The sequence below is a fragment of the Winogradskyella psychrotolerans RS-3 genome (assembly GCF_000427335.1).
GTDB classification, from domain to species: domain Bacteria; phylum Bacteroidota; class Bacteroidia; order Flavobacteriales; family Flavobacteriaceae; genus Winogradskyella; species Winogradskyella psychrotolerans.
In genome coordinates, this window is record NZ_ATMR01000095.1 from 177,699 (window position 1) to 198,735 (window position 21,037).

The following is a 21,037-nucleotide window of genomic DNA, read 5'->3' on the forward strand; positions in this document are numbered from 1 at the left end:
AAGACAGCTAACTAAAGTAAAGCATCGATTTATTAAAAAGGTTAAAATTTATAAAGTGAAAGTCAGAAGGAATTTATATAAAAACATTATGCTGTTAATTGCCGTTTTTACAACAGTAAATTTATATGCAGATAAGTTTACATATAATGAGAAAAAGCTCGGTGGAGATTTTAAACTGATTTTTTACACTTCAGAAAAAAAAAATGCAGATTTAATTGCTAATCAGACTTATTTGTTCGTTGATTCTTTAAACCTAATTTTTAGCAATTACTTAAAAAAGAGCGACATAAGTTTATTGAATAGAAAAAGGAAACTTAAAAATGCTTCATCCCAATTAATAGCACTTTTAAAACTATCACAACAAGCCCATAAAAACACCAATGGTTATTTTGATATTTCAATAAAACCGTTAATTGACTTTTGGGATAAAGCAGAAAAAACAAGAGGTTTCCTTCAAAGAATTCGATATTAAAACAACAGAAATTTGTTGGATTAAAGTCCGTTTTAACGATTACAGATTCCAACGATATTTTTCTGGCAAGAAAGAGTAAATTAGACTTAGGAGGCATCGCCAAAGGGTATATCATTGATGAGGTTTATGCATTTCTAAAGAAAAAAACATCACTTCTTTTTTAATTGAAGCTGCAGGTGACATAAGAGTGTTTGGCAGACCTGAGAATACTGATTTTTGGAATGTTGGTGTGTCAGCAACAAATAGTAATAGTTATATCGTAGCATTAAAATCCGGACAAGCAATAGCAACTTCGGGTAAAACATATCGATTTAGAATAATTGAAGGTAAAAAGTATTCTCACATTGTAAATCCAAAAACATTAACACCGGTTTCTCATAATTTCACATCATCAGTAATTGCAAATAGTGCCGTTGAAGCTGATTATTTGGCATCAACATTCAATATTGTATTGAACAAAGATGAAATAGAAAAAATAATCGATAATCATAAGGATATTGAATTGTTAATTTTTAACAATCAAGATATAATTTTTGAGACGAAGAAATTTCTTAAAACAGATAAAAATTAAAGAATGAATACTAAAATAAGCATACTATTACTAGCTTTTTTATTGGTTAGTTTAGGGGTTGAGGCGCAAACAACATTCACGCTTTCTAAAGAATCTACAATGAAAATTGATGGATCGTCAACGGTTAGTGATTGGTCTGTTGAAGTTGTGGAGGCCACAGGAAACTTTACTACATCAGAAGATATTAAAATTGAAGTTGGTGAAATTCTTTATTCAAATTTAGAATTTAGTTTTCCAGTTGATAAAATGGAAAGTGGTAGAGGGCCAATTATGGATTCAAAAATTAAAAAGCTTTAATTAGTGATGTAAATCCATTGGTAACTTATAAGTCTATTGAAAATAAGATTACAGCTTTAGATGGTGATAAATTTGTGTTAGAGTCTGTAGGGACAATTACAGCCGCAGGTGTTAGCAAACCGCTTACAGTTACATTAAATGGATTTTTTAATACGGAAATGAAAACTATGTCTTTCGAAGGCACTAAAGATTTAACAATGACTATGTTTAATATTGAAAAGCCAACTGCTTTCTTTGGAAAACTAGTGACAAAAGATGAATTAAATGTAATGTTTAATTTAAGCTTTATAAAACAATAAATCACCTTAATTACTATTATATGAAATTACTTAAATTATTTATTATACCATTTGTTTTTTTAGCTACAAATGGATTTGCTCAAGCTGAATTTAAACCGTATTCACAACAGATTGAAGGTACTGATGTATCCTTTAAGATGGTGCCGATTAAAGGTGCTACTTTTATGCTAGGAGCATCAAAAAAAGATAAACAAAAAGAAGCTGATGAGTTGCCACAAAAACAAGTGGAAGTTAGTTCTTTTTGGATGGGTGCTTTTGAGGTGACTCAGAAAGAATTTTTACTATTTACAGATGCTACAAGTGATATATTAGCTGATGGCACTTTAAACACTGAAGTTATTTCTAGACCCTCAAGTCCGTATGAAGATCCATCAAAAGGATTAGGAGATGATGATATGAAACCAACTGTTGGTTTAACACAATATGGAGCATTATCTTATTGCCGTTGGCTCTATAAAAGAACGGGGATTTTTTATAGAATTCCAACCGAAGCAGAATGGGAATTGGCTGCAAAAGCAGGCACAGAAACTCCGTATTTCTTTGGAAAAAAGAAAAATGATTTATCAGAATATGCTTGGTATGCCGAAAATGCAGAAGGACAATTACACCAAGTTGGTTTAAAAAAACCGAACCCTAATGGATTATATGATATTTATGGAAATGTGTCCGAGTGGTGTTTAGATCAGTATTATGCTGATTATTACACTACAATAAAAGATGGAGAAAAAGATCCTAGAGGAATGCCAGATGCATTGTACCCAAGATCAGCCCGAGGAGGTTCATTTTTAGATGATGAAACTGAATGCAGAAGTACAAATAGAATAACTTCAACAGACGATTGGAAAGCAAGAGACCCACAATTACCTAAAAGTTTTTGGTGGAACACAGATTCCGAGTTTGTTGGTTTTAGATTGGTAAGACCTTTAGAGCAGCCAAGTAAGGAAGATGTAGAACTGTTCTTTTCTTCAATGTTAGAATAAACCTATTCAGTTAATCAAAAATATAAAATAATGGAAAGAAGAAATTTTATTAAAAATTCAGTTTTAGCTGGAGCCGGACTTTTAACCTCATCAAAAGTATTAGATAGCGTCTTAGGCTTTCATAATAGTTCATCAGATGCATTAAAAATAGCCTACATTGGATGTGGAGGAAGAGGTGCAAGAGCAGTGAAAGCAGCTTTAGATTTAGAAATTCCCACAGAGCTTGTTGCCATGTGTGATTTGTTTAAAGACAAAATTGATCACAGAGAAAAAGTATTATTAAAGGCAGTGAAAAACAAAAGCAGAATAAAAGTAACTGAAGACACTAAATTTACTGGTTTCCAAGGCTATAAAGATGCAATTGCTTTAGCAGATATTGTATTCATTACAACTCCTGCCGCATTTAAACCTGCTATTTTTCAAGAAGCTATAAAACAAGGAAAACACGTATTTATAGAAAAACCTGTTTGTGTAGATTCTATCGGTTTTCAGCAAGTTATAGCTGCAGCTTCATTAGCGAAACAAAATAAATTGTACGTAGCAGCTGGATTACAAAGAAGATATTCTCCAGGATACCAAGCTGTAGTTAACGAAATACATGATGGAGCAATTGGTGAAATTCATACCGCAGAATGTTATTGGCTAGGAAAACCTATAGGAGATTTAGAACGTAAGAGAGAAGAACAGTGGACAGAAATGGAATTTCAAAATAGACATTGGAGATCGTTTGCTTGGGTAAGTGGAGGAAATATTGAAGAGTTTCATGTGCATAATTTAGACATTGTAAACTGGGTTTTAAATGAAACTAATCCACAATCTGTAATCGCTTTAGGAGGGAAATCTCCTGATAAGAATTTCTCAGGTTCTTTGGGCGGTTTTGATAGCTTAACCTCTAACTTCAAATATAAAAATGATGTGTCTTTGCATAGTTATAGTAGAAATATACCAAATTGTAAAAATAAAAATGGAGAGTATTTTTATGGAACAAAAGGTAAGTGTATTATTACTGAAGACGCTGTAATTTATAATAATAAAGGAAAAGAAGTTTTTAGAGCAAGTAGTAAAGAATACGGTCGCCTGCATGGCTCATTCGACTTAGTTCAGAAAAATTTAATTGAAAGTATTTACCATAATAAACCTTATTTTAATGACGCTTTTTATGCCGCAAAATCATCTATGACAGGGGTTTTTGGTAGAATGGCTGGTTGGTCTGGTAAAGAACTACAATGGGACGAAGCTATACAGTCTAAGGTTCCTTTATTCAATTACACAGATGACATTAATATGAGTTCAACTCCACCTGTTTTGCCAAATGAATTTGGAGATTATCCGGTTCCAATTCCAGGTAAGACAATTGTTTTATAATCAGTTTAAATTAAGAATTTCAATAATGAGAAAGTACAACTTTTTATTACTATTTACTACAGTGCTATTTCTTAATAGCTATAGTCAATCTAAACAAAATCAAAATAGCCAAAAACCCAATGTAGTAATCATTTTTATAGACGATGAAGGTTATGGTGATGTAGGAAGTTATGGCGCAACTGGTTTCCAAACACCTAATTTGGATCATATGGCGAGTAAAGGAATGAGGTTTACAAATTATTATGCAGCTCAACCTGTTTGTAGTGCTTCACGTGCTGGCATTTTAACAGGTTCTTATCCCAATAGAATAGGAATTTCAGCGGCTTTAACTCCACTCCATAAAAAAGGACTTAATTCCAATGAATTAACAATTGCCGAAATGTTTAAGGAACAAGGATATAAAACGGCTTGTTTTGGTAAATGGCATTTAGGATGGCAAAAAGAATTTTTACCATTACAACATGGTTTTGATGAGTATGTAGGTTTACCATATTCAAATGATATGTGGCCACGTAACAACATAACTGGAGAAAAAGTACCCACAACACATAAACGATCAAGATATCCAGAACTTCCATTGATGGAAGGCAATGAAATTAAAAAATATATAACATCGTTAGAAGACCAAGACGAGTTAACAACACTTTACACAGAGAAAGCTGTTGATTTTATCAATAAAAACGCAAAAGATCCCTTCTTTTTATATGTTCCTCACACTATGGGTCATGTGCCACTTGGTGTATCTGATAAGTTTAGAGGTAAAAGCGAGCAAGGATTATATGGAGATGTTATGATGGAAATTGATTGGTCTGTTGGAGAGATAAGTAAAGCATTAGAAAAGAATAAAATTGCAGATAACACTATTTTTATTTTTACCACAGACAATGGACCTTGGTTAAACTATGGGAATCATGCTGGATCATCTGGAGGATTAAGAGAAGGTAAATTATCTAGTTGGGAAGGTGGTCAACGTGTTCCGTTTATTATTCGTTGGCCTGGTAATGTACCTGAAGGAACGGTTTGTAATAAATTAGCCTGTGCTATAGATTTACTTCCTACCCTTGCGGCTATTACAGATGGAAAACTATCTGAAAATAAAATTGATGGCGTAGATATATCATCACTTTGGAAAGGAGATTTTGAAGCAACACCTCGTGAAACGATTCTTTATTATTATAGAAGAAATAACTTAAACGCAGTTAGAAAAGGAAACTGGAAGTTAGTTTTACCACATAAATATAATTCTAACGATACAATAGCAGGAAATGATGGTGTTCATGGAAAAACGAAAAAAATGGCTATTGAGCAACCTGAACTTTATAATCTATCTAGAGATCCAGGAGAGCAATACAATGTAATCGCTTCTCACCCAGAAAAAGTAAAAGAACTTATGGTAGTTGTCGAAAAATACCGAAAAGAATTAGGAGATTTAAATGTGGGAATCGCAAAAGGAAGTGAGAACAGAGAAATAGGTGAACTCAAAAAATAAATAAACTTTCACATAGACTCTGACTATACTTCAGAGTATATAAAATTTAGCAGCACGTTTAGAGAAATATTTAGGAATCGTACTTGTATTATAAATGGGTATTAATGGAACTGATTTTACCCAAAAAAATAATTAATTTAATAGTTATGAAAAATATTAAAAATGTAATAGGAATAACATTCCTTTTTTTTAGTGTTTCTATGATTTCACAGGAAGTAAAAAAGCCAAATATTATATTAATTATGGCTGATGATGTAAGCTGGAATTGTTTTGGGACTTACGGTGCCGAAGATTATGAAACACCTAACATTGATGCCTTAGCTTCCAAAGGCATAAAGTTTAATCACTGTTATTCTACACCAATTTGCACGCCTTCTAGGGTGAAAATTATGACGGGTCAATATAATTTCAGGAATTACACCCATTTTGGATACCTTAATCCTAAAGACAAAACATTTGGGCACTTAATGAAAGATGCTGGCTATAAAACGGCTATTGCTGGTAAATGGCAATTAAACGGATTGTACCATAATGCAGAAGGTAGTTTAGACGCAAATAGACCACAAAAAGCTGGTTTTGATGAGTCTTATTTATGGCAAGTAACAACACAAAAAAAAGCCCTAAACGGAGGTGAACGTTTTTGGAGTCCACCCTTAGAACGTAATGGAAAATTGATAAGCACAGAAGAGAATATGGGAAAATACGGTCCTGATATTATGTCTGACTTTGTTTGTGATTTTATTGAAGAGAATAAAGACGAACCCTTCTTTGTGTATTATCCAACTGTTTTGGTTCATAGTCCTTTTGTACCAACGCCAGAAACAATCGGCGACCAACCAAAAGGTCAAAGCGCTAATAGAGCACCCAGAGACAGAAAATTGAAAAAAGACAATTATGTGGCTATGGTTAATTATTTGGATAAAATTGTTGGCAAAATTGTAAAGAAAGTAGAAGATGAAGGGCTGCTTGAAAATACCATTATTTTATTTACATCAGACAATGGGACAGAGTCTATAACTTCTCGTTGGAATGGGCAAAATATTAAAGGAGCCAAAGGAGAAACAGTAGACATGGGCACACATGTTCCATTTATAGCCTATTGGAAAGGACATACGCCAAAGGGCATGGAAAGTGAAGACTTAATAGACTTTACAGATTTCTATACCACCTTTGCGGATATTGCTTCCTTAAATTTGACAGATAAAGACCCTATTGACGGACGTAGTTTTTTACCACAACTACAAGGGGAAACAGGAAAACCAAGAGAATGGGTATTTTGGCACTATCAACCTTACTGGGGAAAAGCAGGAAAATATAAAGGCGCTCAATTCGTAAGAAATCAAGAGTATAAATTGTATCGTAATGGAGGTATGTACCATATACCTAGTGATATTCATGAAACGAAGAATTTACTATTAGAAGAACTTAATACTTCGCTTATATTCACAAAAACAATTCTTCAAAACGTGCTCGAACAAGCTCCTCCTGCTCCATCAGTTGATGAGGATAGAGAATCAAAAGAAAGACCTGTATATCCATCTTGGAAGAATATGGTTAACCCAAATGATTAATCGAGTACAATACTCAAACACAAAAGATTATGATTAGCAACAAATTAAAAGTTTTAGTCATTATAATATTCTCGATTTTTATCTCCATAGATTCGGCATTTGGGCAAAAAAACGAACAACGACCAAACATCGTTTTAATTATGGGTGATGACATTGGCTTTTCTGATATTGGATCTTTTGGAGGAGAAATAGAGACCCCTAATATTGATCGATTAGCCAATGAAGGGATGCGTTTTACAACCTTTTATAATATGGCCAAATGCTCGCCTACAAGGTCATCATTGTTAACAGGCTTATATACGGGTGGAAATGGAGCTGTTCATTTAGCCAATTTGACAAAAGAAAGAGGTTATATCAATATCATGAGTGGAAAAGAACACTTTAATAACTGGGTACCTGAGTACTGTAAAGCGGAAAATGCATTTGACCATTCCTTTCTTTTTGGGCAACAACAGAATATTTCTTACCTCCATCTGGAAAATTCTCTGAACCGTATTTTTTAGAAGGAAAGCAATTAGATCCAAGCGATATTAAACATGAAATTTCACCAATGTATCAAACCGATTTTATCACAGATTATGCATTGAATTGGTTGGATGAATCTATTAAAGGAGAGGACAAGCCTTTCTTTCTATATCTACCTTATCACGCTGCTCATTATCCATTACAAGCAAGACCGAAGGATATTGAAAAATACAAAGGAAAATATAAAAAAGGTTGGGATGAATTACGAAAAGAACGCTTCAATAAAATGCAAAAAATTGGGATAATACCTAAAGACGTGAAATTAAGCCCACCTGAGAACGATTTAAATAGAAAAGGGAAGCCATTTGTTCCAGAATATAAAGAATATTATCCATGGGACGATTTAACGGAAGAGAAAAAAGATTCTCTTGATCTTGAGATGGCAGTGTACGCAGCCATTATAGATAGAATGGATCAGAATATTGGTCGAGTATTAAAAAAATTAGAAGACGAGAATAAATTAGAAAACACCTTAATCCTGTTTTTAGTAGACAATGGCTCATGTCTTTTTTTTAAAAATCAAATTACAGATGTACAGCCCGGACCTGCAAACTCCTACTGGAGCTTACGTACTTCTTGGGCTAATTTAGGAAACACGCCTTATAGACAATATAAACAAGCAGGACATGAAGGTGGAAGTCATACACCATTTATTGCATATTGGCCTAATAAAATTAAACCCAATACAATTACAAATCAACCAGCACATGTAGTTGATATAGCACCAACTTTTTTGGATGTTTTAGATATGGAATACCCTGAGACCATTCACGGATATAATACAGAACCTTTACATGGAAGTTCTTTACTTCCAATCTTTGAAGGTAAACAAAGAGAAGAACCCGATTATTTTATCTCCGGAGTTAAGAATATGAGAATGTTTAGAAGTGGTGATTACAAAATTGTACAACTAAATGGAGGTCAATGGGAATTATACAATATAATAAAAGACCCAACAGAGGTTAATAATCTTGCTAGCACTCTTCCTGAAAAAGTAGAAGAATTGGAATCAAAATTTAGTACGACACCTTTAGGATATACAGATCGTAAAAAAAGAAAAAACTAAAAAGTAAGATTAACATTTTAAAAATAAGCCCTGTAGGTTTACACAAATCGATTGGTGTTATACATTAAAAACAATATTTAAAATAGATGTAATTCTTAATATTGCGATTTGATGGCAGTTTTGAGCAATGATTTAGTGAATGAGAGTAAATAAAGTTGAGTTGCTAGTGCTATTTTTACATAGCCTTCAAAATGTGAAAACCATGTTTCATTTAGTGGCTATTTAATCAAGTATACAACTATAATCATGTATAAGTTTTTAACATCTTTCTTGTTTTTTCTAGCATTTGTTCAGATTTCTAATGCACAATTTTTATGGTACGAAAATGAATCAAACATCTATAAAATTGAACAAGAAAGTACAAGCTCAGGCACATTTCTTAGAGATGTTCCAAATCCAAATACTACCGGAATAAATACAAATACAACCGTTTCTAAATTTAATAGAGAAGAAGGCACAAGTGCTTTTTTACAATTCGATTTATACAACACTGTAATCGATTTTTCAGGATATGCTGTAACATTCAAAGCCTATATCGATATACCAACAGCAGCATTAACAGCAAATAATTCAAAAATAAGTGTGCATTTATCTCATGCTACGGTAAGTTCGGAAAGTGAAATAGAGCTCAATTTTACCGTTGGGCAACAATGGGAAACATTTACCTTTAATTTTAATGGGACTTCAATACCTAACGCCATTATCAATGCTAATGGTTATCAACATATTGCATTAGGTTTTGCCAATGGCACAGCATCAGTTCCTACAACTACGTATTATATAGACTCTATTAGTGGCACAACAGACCAAATAGTGGACGTCGCTCCTCACCCAGCCTCATGGTTGTCAGGCTCATGGGGAATTACGTTTCCGGTTTTTGGAGGGGAGCGTTTAGATTCTGAAGTGGCAGGCGGTTACAATCTTCCTGCTGGTGCACAAGAAGTAGTAGATGAATTGCCTGCTGTAGGCCATGTGATTACAAACTTGTCTTATTTTGCCCATTCGCATTATTTCGCACTTAGACAGAATAGCAATGTTGATGTCGCTACTGAAATCCATGAAGCATTAGTGCCTAGTGTAGCCAATCAAAACATTATTTTTGAGGTCATGCAAACATTCATAGACGATGGTAAAAAGGTGATTTTGTACATCTCTACCAATTACTTAGATAGAGCTATTGATGATGGCGCAGACATTGAAGCCGCTTGGATCAATTACTACACTAACAATTTTGCAGGCGACGAATATGCAGCATACAAGGATTTAATTGAAGGCTTTGTACTCGAAGTTAAAGATTATGCCGATGGCTATTGGTTAGATACCACTTCAAAACTACACAATGATGGGCATTTAGAAGATTTTGTGCAAATGATTAAAAATACCGATCCTACTGCAATTATAGGAGCACAACCTACAGGGCTTTATTTTACAGATGAAAATGGCGACAATCTTTTGGTAGATTCTGATGGTATTGATGACGAGGATGATAGCGACTATAGAATTATAAAGTTTGAAGCCAATAGTACCTATCAAGATTATACCAAAGGCCATGTGACACCACTTGGCCAAGGCGCACCACCAAACTCTTGGGCTTATGAAGAATATACCATACCTAATATGGTAGAAAACCCATGGTCTATGTACGAAGGTAATACCGTACTAAAACACGTTTGGTTTCCTATTAGAGAAAAATGGCATGTATCTTCTCATCCCATAGTATTTGGTATTGAAGATGCATATAGATTTACTAAGCGCTTGGTACAAGCCAATGCTGCCTTAACCTTTGCAACGACTATCGATGATACAGGAAGTGATAAAGGGTATATGATGGATGATGAAATGTTAATCATGAAAGCTATTAACGACAGACTTATATCTATTCCTATTGCAGAATGTGAACCATATGTAAGACCTGAAGGTGCTCATTTGGTTGGTGAAGCAGCTTTGTCTGTGCTAAATTATAATTCATCGGAAGTCGAATTTTTCCCCAATCCTGCATCAGAGACTTTAACCCTTAACCGTATGACTTCAGAAGTCAACCACATCACTGTTTTTAATACCATCGGAACAAAGGTGCTGGAAAAAGTATGGCATAATGGCTCTACAACAACACAATTAGATATGAGATCGCTCGATTCAGGCATTTATTTTGTAAAACTATCCAATAGTAATCATTATAGCATCACTCGAAAAATAATAGTATCTAAATAAAAAAAACTCAAACCACCTATATAAAATAATCGTAAAAGTTTATGAAAAAAATATTTCTATCATTAATCATCTGCACAATTACAGCAAGTAGTTTTGCACAAGACAAACCAAACATTATCTTCCTTTTGTCAGATGATCAAACCAATATTGCAACAGGTTGTTATGGGAATGACCAAGTTGTAACACCTAACATGGATGCCTTAGCAAAAGAAGGTGTTTTATTTGAAAATCATTATAACACCACCGCCATTTGTATGGCAAGTAGAGCCGTTATTTTAACAGGTATGTATGAATACAAAGCGGGTTGTAATTTTGATCACGGTCCTTTAAGAAAAGAGAAGTTTGCTAAATCTTATCCTGTTCTTTTAAGAGAACAAGGCTATTATACAGGTTTTGCGGGTAAATTTGGATTGGCTGTTTCTGATGAAGGTAATAGTACCAGACACAATAGTTGGGATGCACTTCCGGTAGATGATTTTGATAATTGGGCAGGTGGTTTAGGCCAAACAAGTTACAAAACGGCCAACAACAAGTATATGGCTAAATATGCTGAAAAATATCCACATAGCACAAGAGCTTATGCCGCTTGGGCTGAGGATTTTATTATTGAAGCAAAAGAATCAGGCAAACCTTTTTCTATGTCTATCAGTTTTAAAGCACCACATATGCCATTTTCACCAGACCAATATTTTGATTATGTCTACGAAGGAAAAACCTATAAAAAACCAGATAACTATGGTGCCGAAAATGCAACTCATTTAGCGCCACAAGCCAAGACAGGAAGGCAATATAACGACTATACGTTTTGGCGCGATTCTGAAGAAAGTTACCAAAAAACGATTAAAAATTACAATCAGTTAATCCATGGTGTCGATTATGCATTAGGAATGATTAGAAAAATGTTAGAAGAACAAGGGGTTGCAGATAATACCATTATCATATTTACAAGTGATAATGGGTATAGCTGTGGAGCACATAATATGGGCGGAAAAGTATTACCTTATGAAGAAGCTTCAAAATCGCCTTTAATTATTTACGATCCTAGAACTCCTATCAAAGAAAGAGGCGTGAGACGTGAAGAAATTACAGCAAACATCGATATGGCTCCAACGATTTTAAGATATGCAGGTATTGAACCTCCAGCAAATATGGATGGTGAAGATTTACGTTTATTAATCGAAAAGCCAAAGAAATTTAAACGTGAAACCGTTGCACTTACAAATATGTGGGGCAATGACGAAATACAAGCCATGGGGGTGGTGTCTAAAGATTGGAAATACATTTTCTGGAATTATGAAGATGATAACATGGATACAACCGAAGAGCTTTACCATATCGGAAAAGATCGACTAGAAATGACGAACAAAGTCAACGATCCTTCTGCTGAAAAACAGCTTCAAAAAATGCGAGCGATATACGATGTACAACTTGCTAAATTAAAAAAGAAGCGGCGGCAGATAATTTATATCAAAAATATGCCGTGTTATTTGATAGAAGTGCAACAGCCGAAGATAAAAAGCCTTTTTTGATTGGAAAGTCTAATAAATCGTCTGACGAAGAAAAACCGATTAAAAAGAACAAAACGAAGAAAAACAAGAACAAAAAAAGAATAAGAAAACTAATTTCGTTCATCAAAATAAGCCTTTAGAACTTATACGTTCAACATAAACTCATCTAATAATTTTTTACATAAATACAATGTCAAAACTAATTCTATTTTCACTTCTCTTTTCCCTTAATTTGCCTGCTACATGTAGCAACAATGACCCAATTGAGCTAGATAAAGAACGACCAAAAAAACCAAATGTAGTATTAATCTTAACTGACGATTTAGGTTGGCAAGACGTAAAATGCTATGATATTGACGAGCCTTCACCACACGAAACTCCAAACATTGATAGATTAGCTAAAGAGGGTGTTCTATTTTGGCAAGCCTATTCGCCAGCACCTACTTGTTCACCTTCAAGAGGTGCAATTTTATCTGGGAAACACCCTGTGCGTATAGAACGTACCAATGTTAGAGGTGGTCATCCTCCATTACCATTTAATCACGGTTCTACATTAATTAGTCCATGGATGAGAGGTGCCTTAGATATTTCGGAAGTGACAATTGCAGAGTCTTTACAATCTAACGGTTATAAAACAGGACACTCAGGTAAATGGCACGTAGGTGCTGCAGTTACAGATTATCCAGAACCCAAGGATCAAGGATTCGATTTTTCAAAACATGGTTTTGGAGCACATAGAAGGATGGATGATCGTACCACAGGATTTGCGACTACTAATGCGTCAGACCCTTTTACTTTAGATGAAGACGGTTTTCCTTTTGATGACATCACACAAGATGGTCTCGATTTTATGGAGGCTAATAAAAAAGATCCATTTTTTCTGTTCTATGCATCGCGATTAGTGCATACTCCTATACAAACACGAAGTGAAGCTTTATTGCGTAAGTACTATGAAAAATTAGGATTAGAATATCCAAAGAAAAATGACATGTGGGATGAAGCAGGTCAAAAAAACGCCTATTATGCAGCAATGGTAGAAATGATTGATCATTATACTGGTCAACTCATCAAATACCTTAAAGAAACGGAAGATCCGAGATGGCCTGGACATATGCTAATTGAAAACACATATGTTATTTTTACTTCAGATAACGGAGGTATGGAGCAACATACTAAAGAAATCATTACAGATAACTACCCTTTAGATAAAGGAAAGATAAACGCAAAAGAAGGTGGAGTTAGAGTGCCTTTAATCATAATAGGTCCTAATATTGCATCAAATATAGAATCTGATGTTATGGTAAATGGTATTGATTTTTATCCTACCATACTAAGTTGGACAGGAACCAAAAAACAAGACAATCAAATATTAGATGGCGCAGATTTATCTACATTGTTAGATAAAGAACCAACGGATTCAAAATTAGTAATAGACCCAGAAACAGGTGCGCCAAGAAATAGTATGATGTTCCACTATCCTAATAGTTCTATGCAATCTACTTTACGTATTGATGGATATAAACTTATTCGTAATTATACAGATACTGAAGAAGAAACTTTTTTAGAATTATTTCAACTTTATGAAAATGGTTCAAATCGTTTAGATATCGAAGAATCTAAAAATCTTGCATCAAAAATGCCTGAGAAAGCAAAAGAGATGAATCGTATTTTGACTGAAAGATTAGAGAAGCTAAATGCCAGATATCCTTTTTTAAACCCTACTAGTAAAAAATCATTACCTAATAAATCTAAAGTGCCTACTGTTGTAAATCATGGCTCAGAGGGTAATACTGTTTGGTTAGAATTTAAAAATAATGGAGCTAAGGTGACTAAAGCAGAACTTATTTATACTAAAAATGGAGGTATAAAAGGAGAGATTTGGTTTCCTGTTGCCATGACTCTTAATGGTAATAAAGTTTCTGTTGCGTTACCAAAAGGAACAACCCACTATGTATTTAACCTAGTAGATGAGAATAATTATTTAATTAGTTATCCAGATGCAGGCTACCAAAAAACAACTAAAATATTTGCAACTAAAGCCATTGCTGTTAAATAGTTAATATAATTTTGAATTTAAAAGCACTAAAGCATATTATGTTTTGGTGCTTTTTTATTTTTCAGCAAGACTAAGCTATAAATTTTCTTTCAGTAATACACAGAAAACGTTTAAAACAGTTACCAATAAAAAATAGTTATAGGGTAATCACATTAACTTAGGTTTAAACTAAAAAGGTTGAAATGAGTAAAGCCTTGATTGAAATTAGAAACTCATAACTTATTAGAAGACTTATTTTTACCTAAAATAAATTTACTATGAAAAACACTACATTGCTTTTTTTGTTCAGCTTACTTTTATTCCCACAAGTATATGGTCAAGTTATAGACAAGCCTAATATTGTTATTTTTTATGTAGATGATTTAGGTTGGCAAGATACTAATCTTAATAACCTAGGAGACCCTGTTCCTTGGGAAACTCCTAAGATGGAAGCTTTAGCTGCTGCTGGAGCTAAGTTTTCGCAAGCCTATTCTCCTGCACCTACTTGTGCTCCATCTAGAGCAGCAATGTTAAGTGGCAGACACCCTATTAAAACTAAAGTAACTCAAGTATCTGGTGGTGGTTTACCTATATTAAGGAATTCACAAGCTGATCGTAAAATGATAGGCCCTTATTTTCCAAAAAGATTAGATGTTAATGAGTACACTATAGCAGAAGCTTTAAGTACAAATGGATACCATACAGGCCATGTTGGTAAATGGCATGTTGATGGTGCCAATGGTTTTCCTGTAGCTGTAGACCAAGGCTTTGATACTGAATTTACAAGTAGAGGTGTGAACCAAAATATGGGTGATAGATATGATATTTCAAATTTTGGTGGGAATGATCCAAATTACCCTTTAGATGCTGATGGAATACCATATGATTCTGTTACAGATGAAGCTGTAGCATATATGGAGAATAGAGTAGCTGCTAATGGTGGATCTGGTGAACCATTTTTCTTATATATGGCTACTTGGTTGGTGCATACTCCTATTCAAACTAGAGATCTACCAATGTTACAGGCTATAACGCAAACATTAGTAAATTCTGGTCAAATAGATGCACCTGATGTGGGCCCAAATGGGATACCAACGGAAACGACACCTTTAACTGCGGCTGGAGAATATAATCCATTTTATGGAGCTATGGTGCAAACAGTAGATTGGAGTTTAGGTAAGCTAGTAGATTATTTACAAGCAACTAGCGATCCTAGACATCCAGGTAAAACGTTATTCGAAACAACATATATTATATTTTCTTCAGATAATGGAGCTTCCGAACAAAATAATGCGGCTAATGGTTTTGAAGTTGTAGCAGATAATTTCCCTTTAGATTTAGGAAAAACAAGTTCTAGAGAAGGTGGTATTCGTGTGCCTATGATAGTAACTGGGCCAGAGATTCCAGTAGCTGAATATAGCAATGTTGTTAATGGTTTAGATTTTTTTCCAACCATTTTATCTTTAACAGGAACAACTATAGCTAGCAATCTTTCTGACGATTTTGATGGTGCAGATTTAAGTGATTTACTAAAAGGAACTAATAGCATAGTAGAACAAACAAGAAATGGTGTAACCACCGAAAGAACAGATCTTTTTTGGCACTATCCTAATGCTTCTGATGAACGATCAAAATCATCTATTAGGAGAGGTAATTACAAATTATATAAAAATTATATTGACAATACTTACGAAGCATATCAACTGTATAATGAAGGAGATAATCTTGTAGATGTAGAGGAAACTATAAATGTTATAACTACGATGGATCAGACATTAAAACAAGATATGATCGATACATTGGAAGCCTATTTAATAGATAATGATGCAAGATTTCCAGCATGGAACCCTGATTATGCAGAACCTGATGGCCCTCTTGTAAACCAAAATCTTGTCCCAGCAATTAACTCAGTAACTTATGATGAAAATTCAGGTATAGCAACTGCAGTCATAGCCAATAGTTCAGGTGAAGCAGTAATTAGTTATGGTCATTTATTATATAGAAAAAACGAACAAAATGAAGAATGGTTTGAAGCAGAAGCTGTCACTATAAACGATAATATAATAACGGCAAACGTACCTGATGATGCTTCTGGAATTGTGTTCAACCTAAGAGATGAAAATAATTTCTTAGTATTATCTGAAGAACTTGAGATTGTTAATATCACTAAAATTACACTTAATACTGTAGACGAAGTACAAATGTTTGAACCTGAAGAATCAGATGTCTATGGTGAATTAATTGGAGGTGCCACAGCAAATTCGTCATTTATTCAAATGAGAACTGTAGGTGGTGGTGATGGTTTTAATATTAACGTAAAAGCTGAACAATCGGTAGTTTGTGAAAAAGTTGTATTTCATATAAGATCTCGTGAAGGCGACACTGTAAATTTTGATGTCACTATTGGCGATGAAACCCAAAGTTTTGAATATACAAGTACTAGAGATGCCGATGACTTGTATTACGAATATAACGTACCTACTACATTTACTGAATCTGCTCAGACTATGGAAGTTTTAGTTACAGATCTCATCAATGCAGATAATGCACTTCCTCCAAGATTTAGGGTTTATGATATTACTTTTCATTTAGATTTAGAGAGTTTAGGTGTAGATGATGTGGAAGATAACCTTCAAGACCTATTAGTGTTTCCTAATCCAGCGAAAGGTGTTTTTAGTCTAAATAAACCTGTAGAATCTGGTGTATTGTATAATATACATGGTGCAAAGACTTTAGAGTTCAAGGATCAATATCAGAATATTGATATCTCTAGAATTAATTCAGGTTTATACTTTTTACAAGTAACCAATAAGGATGGTGATAGTAGCACTTTAAAGTTAATAAAGCAGTAACATTTAAACGCTACACTATTTAAGGCCCTTAACCTTTCTGTTGCTTTCGGCTACCGAGTCTATGGGTATAACTTAAAATAATGTAGCGTCCTAAACTTTCTGAAGTGGTTTCCTCAAAATAATTAGTGGTGCTTCGTCTTTCGAAATCTACATTTTCATCAAGTAAGTCTATTAAGACTAGTTTAAGACTATTATGGCTATTTCCAAATGTATAGGAAATAGCCATATTCCATATAGGAAGTTCCAGATTAGTCGCAAATTGATTATCAGCATAAGAGAAATAATCAAATTGGGTATTAAAATTTAGATTCTCTATAAAATCATAATCTACAGCCGCAAAATAATGCTGCTTTTTATAAATACGATTAAGATCTTGTTCTATAGAAAATGACGTATTATTAACGCTGTAATTAGTCCCAATCTTTAAGTCCACAACATTCTTATTAGCATTCTCTAAAGACAATCCTACTGAGACATCTTTAGATTCCACATCGTTAAGTTGAAGGTTAATTAATGAGGTTGAAACATTATAAAAATTACTATTCTTTATAGCATAGCGAATTCCTAATTCTTTTATTTTTTTACTAAAATTAAAAAATGAGGTAAATCGTTTTCGCTCACCACTATTGATATAGCTTCTTGTTTTTACAAAGTCGTCATCAATTGTAATATTTGGTATAATAGCGTCTGTAGAAAACTGATATCTAATTCTACTTGTAAAATTTAATGATGATTTGTAATTATATATATTAGCTATGATATTGAGATCATCAGTCTTTTCTGGTTTAAGATTCGGATTTCCCTTCCTTATATAAAACGGATTCAAATCATTAATAACTGTAGAGCTTTCCGCTGTACGAGGGCTACGTATTTTTTTGTTATAGACTAATCGGTATTTTACACCGTTCCGAGGCTTGTATTGCAGTGTTGAAAATGGGTTGACGTAAAACTGACGACTATTAAAACCGTCTTCAGTAACCACACCGAACGATCTATCGAGCTCTTGAAGCTCAATACCTGTATAAACATTTAGCTTTTTAACACTGTAATTGTACCCCAATCGGTTTTGGTAACTGCTTTCCCTATTATTGTACTTAAATGTTATCAGCTCCTCCGCATTATCGTTAGTTACAGTAGTTTTAAGTTGATAAATGTCTTCATCTTGATTTAAGATCCTTACAGAAGAATGAAGTTTAAAATAATGATTATTACCTAAAGGTTCTGTGTATTTAATATTGAAATTGTACAATCCATTATTAAAGGTTTCGTCTCGTAAAGCAAAAATCTCTCTAACTGAAGGGTTATCCGTATTTATATTGTTAGTAACAAAAGTAGTCTGTTTATTATCCTTGGTTTGTCCGTTGATATTAGTATTAAATCCTACACTAAAACTACGACCAACCTTAGCTAATTTCTGGTAGAAATTGATGCTTACGTTAAATGTTTTTTTTATGTTATTATTACTATAACTCTGACGATTGGACGTCACTAAATCTCCATCTTCAGTAAAGTATAAACCGTCTCTGGTTGAATTTTGAACAACCTCATCCGATATTAAACGTCCTTTAATGGTGAGGCTGTTTGTACTTCTAGATTTGTTTTTATAATTGAAGTTAAAGTTGTGGTTTTTTGAAATTTTATCGAAATCATTATCGGCTTCAAAATCAAAATTATTTGTATTTGAAAAAGAAATCCGCTTAGAAAATGATGTTCCGCTATTATCTGATAGATTGTAAAAATAGTCGGCATTAAAAGATTCTTTATCTTTAAACTCATGACTAACATTGACCCCACCAACACCTGTTTCTAAATAACCGCTTAAACTTTTTGTTTTAGAAGCATTGGAAGTGTCGTCATCAGAATCATCTGCAATACCTTCTGCGTTTTCTAAAAATCCTTGAATGTTAGACCCTGTAATGTTGATATTATTGAATTTGCCAATAACAGCCAATTGCGTTTTGGGTGAAAATTTATTGTAATTGAGATTCCCAAAATAACGACTGTCTAATCCTATACCTGCAGACGCTTTTCCGAAACCTTGATTCTTTCTCGATTTTTTTAAGGTGAAATTGATTACAATCTGTTTGTTACCATCATCTACTCCGGTTAATTCTGCCTCATCACTTTTTTTATCTATTATTTCAACTTTTGCAATGGCATCTGCCGATAAGTTTTTTAATACAATGGCCGGGTCTCCACCAAAAAATTCTTTACCATCTACAAATATCTTTGTGACTTGGTTGCCCTGAGCGACAACTTTTCCATTAGATTCAATTTCTAAACCAGGTAACTTTTTTAAAAGTGTTTCGAGATTATCACTAGGATTCACTTTAAAAGAATTAGCATTAAAAGCAATCGTATCTTCTTTTATTTGAATGGGTATTACAGCAGATAACGTCACGGCATCTAACTCAAAAGCCTCTTCTTTAAGAATGATTTCACCTAAATCTATAGGTTTGTTGGTATAGTGAATAGGCTTAAAATGGGTAACATAACCCAAATACGAAAACTGTAATAAAAGCGAATCTTTTGGCGTATCTAGTATTACAAATTCGCCCTTAACATCAGTAAGGGTATAGTTAATAAATGTTGAATCTTTCTGTTTTAAGAGTGCTACGGAAACAAATTCTATCGGTGCTTTGTTTTCATCTATCACTATTCCTTTTATTGGTGGTACAGGTTGACTAAATAGAATATTAGACAGAACCAAAAAGGCTGATATTAAAATTTTAGATAAATCCATATACTAGTTAAATCACTTAATTTTCATTTAATAAATCAAAAAAAAGGTAGCAATGTGAATTACTACCTTTCATTTTTAATATCATTGAGCAGGTTAAGATTTTGGACTTAGAATAAAGCTATATGTCTTTATTCTTTCACAATTCTTAACGTTTTAGAACCTAATTGTGTTTTGATATTTGCAATATAAACTCCTGTTGCTAAATCACTAATATCATAATTAGCTTCTTGCTTAAACGTTTTTAATAATTGCCCCGTAATACTATATAACTGTACACTATCGATACTGTTATTAGAATCTATTTGGAAGCTATTCTTTGCTGGGTTAGGATAAATTTTAACCGCAGTTTCCATAGTTTCAAAGTCAGTTGTAGATAAAGTTCCATTTACTGTAACATCGTAAATTCTTAATCGCACATTATTAACTCCATTCTCAGCTAATTCATCAACTGTAATTGTAACGTTTGTAGTCGATGCAGATAGAGAAAGCACATTAGGATATTCTATAGTCTTTTCTACTAATGCATTAGCTGTCCCATCTTCTGCAGAAGTATCAGGTAATGTATAAGTGACATCACTTTGTCCTGGTACAGAAATTGTTACTACACCTGTCATTGCTGCTCTTTTTCTATAGTTAAAAGATAAAGTACCTTCTGGATTAGCACCAGAAGTGTTTATCCCAAATGTTTCGCTCACAGGACTTCCGCTTTCAACTACTGCGTTGTAACTAATAAAGCTAGCACCCTGACTGAAATCAGATCCAGAAAGCGCGTACACTCCCGCAGTTGAACCAAACGGGAAAGTTTCACTATCAGAAGATGTCCCCGTAAACGTAAATGTATTTGACTGCGCTGAGGCAGCGAAGAACGTTGCTACTAAAGCAAATGTAAAAAGTAATTGTTTTTTCATAATATATTGGTTTAAAAATTAGTTAGTCAAAGTTAATTATATCAAACAACTCTCCCTTGCTGAATTCACCCAAAAGCATTCTCATTTCTTGTAAAAACAAACAATTCCTATTGATAAACAACTAGTTAGCTCTTACACTAACCAT

General features: G+C 33.7%; 14 protein-coding genes and 1 pseudogene. 13 read left to right on the forward strand and 2 right to left on the reverse strand.

The features are described 5' to 3' along the window. The first annotated feature begins 88 nt into the window (after window positions 1–88). From ADIWIN_RS22175 to ADIWIN_RS09385, 13 genes and pseudogenes are all read left to right on the forward strand, one after another. Window positions 89–1,043 (forward strand): annotated as a pseudogene (locus ADIWIN_RS22175) (FAD:protein FMN transferase). 3 nt (window positions 1,044–1,046) lie between these two features. Then, the gene (locus tag ADIWIN_RS09330; RefSeq protein ID WP_020897782.1) at window positions 1,047–1,340 is read left to right on the forward strand and encodes a hypothetical protein; all 294 of its coding nucleotides are present in this window, start codon (window positions 1,047–1,049) and stop codon (window positions 1,338–1,340) included. Window positions 1,341–1,357: 17 nt separating this feature from the next. After that, on the forward strand, window positions 1,358–1,639 hold the full coding sequence (locus tag ADIWIN_RS09335) for a YceI family protein (protein WP_020897783.1): 282 nt from the start codon (window positions 1,358–1,360) through the stop codon (window positions 1,637–1,639). A 20-nt stretch (window positions 1,640–1,659) separates the two neighbouring features. Further along, complete coding sequence (locus tag ADIWIN_RS09340) at window positions 1,660–2,619, forward strand: formylglycine-generating enzyme family protein (protein ID WP_020897784.1); 960 nt, start codon at window positions 1,660–1,662, stop codon at window positions 2,617–2,619. A gap of 30 nt (window positions 2,620–2,649) precedes the next feature. Further along, window positions 2,650–3,984 (forward strand): Gfo/Idh/MocA family protein, encoded by a 1,335-nt coding sequence (locus ADIWIN_RS09345; protein WP_020897785.1) that lies wholly within the window; start codon window positions 2,650–2,652, stop codon window positions 3,982–3,984. 25 nt (window positions 3,985–4,009) lie between these two features. Then, a complete protein-coding gene (locus ADIWIN_RS09350) occupies window positions 4,010–5,473 on the forward strand; it encodes a sulfatase family protein (RefSeq protein ID WP_020897786.1) in 1,464 nt (487 codons plus the stop codon). A gap of 146 nt (window positions 5,474–5,619) precedes the next feature. Further along, entirely contained in the window at window positions 5,620–7,044 is a 1,425-nt protein-coding gene (locus tag ADIWIN_RS09355) for a sulfatase family protein (protein WP_040756850.1), read from the forward strand. A 29-nt stretch (window positions 7,045–7,073) separates the two neighbouring features. Further along, window positions 7,074–7,547, forward strand: coding sequence for a sulfatase-like hydrolase/transferase (locus tag ADIWIN_RS21655; protein ID WP_020897788.1), 474 nt, complete (start codon window positions 7,074–7,076; stop codon window positions 7,545–7,547). A 26-nt stretch (window positions 7,548–7,573) separates the two neighbouring features. Beyond that, window positions 7,574–8,635 carry a sulfatase-like hydrolase/transferase gene (locus ADIWIN_RS09365; RefSeq protein ID WP_369021495.1) on the forward strand — a complete coding sequence of 354 codons (1,062 nt, stop codon included), beginning with the start codon at window positions 7,574–7,576 and terminating at the stop codon, window positions 8,633–8,635. A 246-nt stretch (window positions 8,636–8,881) separates the two neighbouring features. Further along, a complete protein-coding gene (locus tag ADIWIN_RS09370) occupies window positions 8,882–10,846 on the forward strand; it encodes a T9SS type A sorting domain-containing protein (protein ID WP_040756831.1) in 1,965 nt (654 codons plus the stop codon). A 41-nt stretch (window positions 10,847–10,887) separates the two neighbouring features. Next, window positions 10,888–12,375 (forward strand): sulfatase family protein, encoded by a 1,488-nt coding sequence (locus ADIWIN_RS09375; protein WP_020897791.1) that lies wholly within the window; start codon window positions 10,888–10,890, stop codon window positions 12,373–12,375. Window positions 12,376–12,544: 169 nt separating this feature from the next. Then, entirely contained in the window at window positions 12,545–14,410 is a 1,866-nt protein-coding gene (locus ADIWIN_RS09380; protein ID WP_020897793.1) for a sulfatase, read from the forward strand. A 257-nt stretch (window positions 14,411–14,667) separates the two neighbouring features. Further along, entirely contained in the window at window positions 14,668–17,241 is a 2,574-nt protein-coding gene (locus ADIWIN_RS09385; protein WP_020897794.1) for a sulfatase-like hydrolase/transferase, read from the forward strand. A gap of 28 nt (window positions 17,242–17,269) precedes the next feature. On the opposite strand, the gene ADIWIN_RS09390 is transcribed toward ADIWIN_RS09385, so the two are convergent. Both ADIWIN_RS09390 and ADIWIN_RS09395 read right to left on the reverse strand, forming a co-directional pair. Continuing rightward, window positions 17,270–19,984 carry an outer membrane beta-barrel protein gene (locus ADIWIN_RS09390; protein ID WP_020897795.1) on the reverse strand — a complete coding sequence of 905 codons (2,715 nt, stop codon included), beginning with the start codon at window positions 19,982–19,984 and terminating at the stop codon, window positions 17,270–17,272. Window positions 19,985–20,112: 128 nt separating this feature from the next. Next, complete coding sequence (locus ADIWIN_RS09395; protein WP_020897796.1) at window positions 20,113–20,892, reverse strand: T9SS type A sorting domain-containing protein; 780 nt, start codon at window positions 20,890–20,892, stop codon at window positions 20,113–20,115. Window positions 20,893–21,037 lie beyond the last annotated feature (145 nt).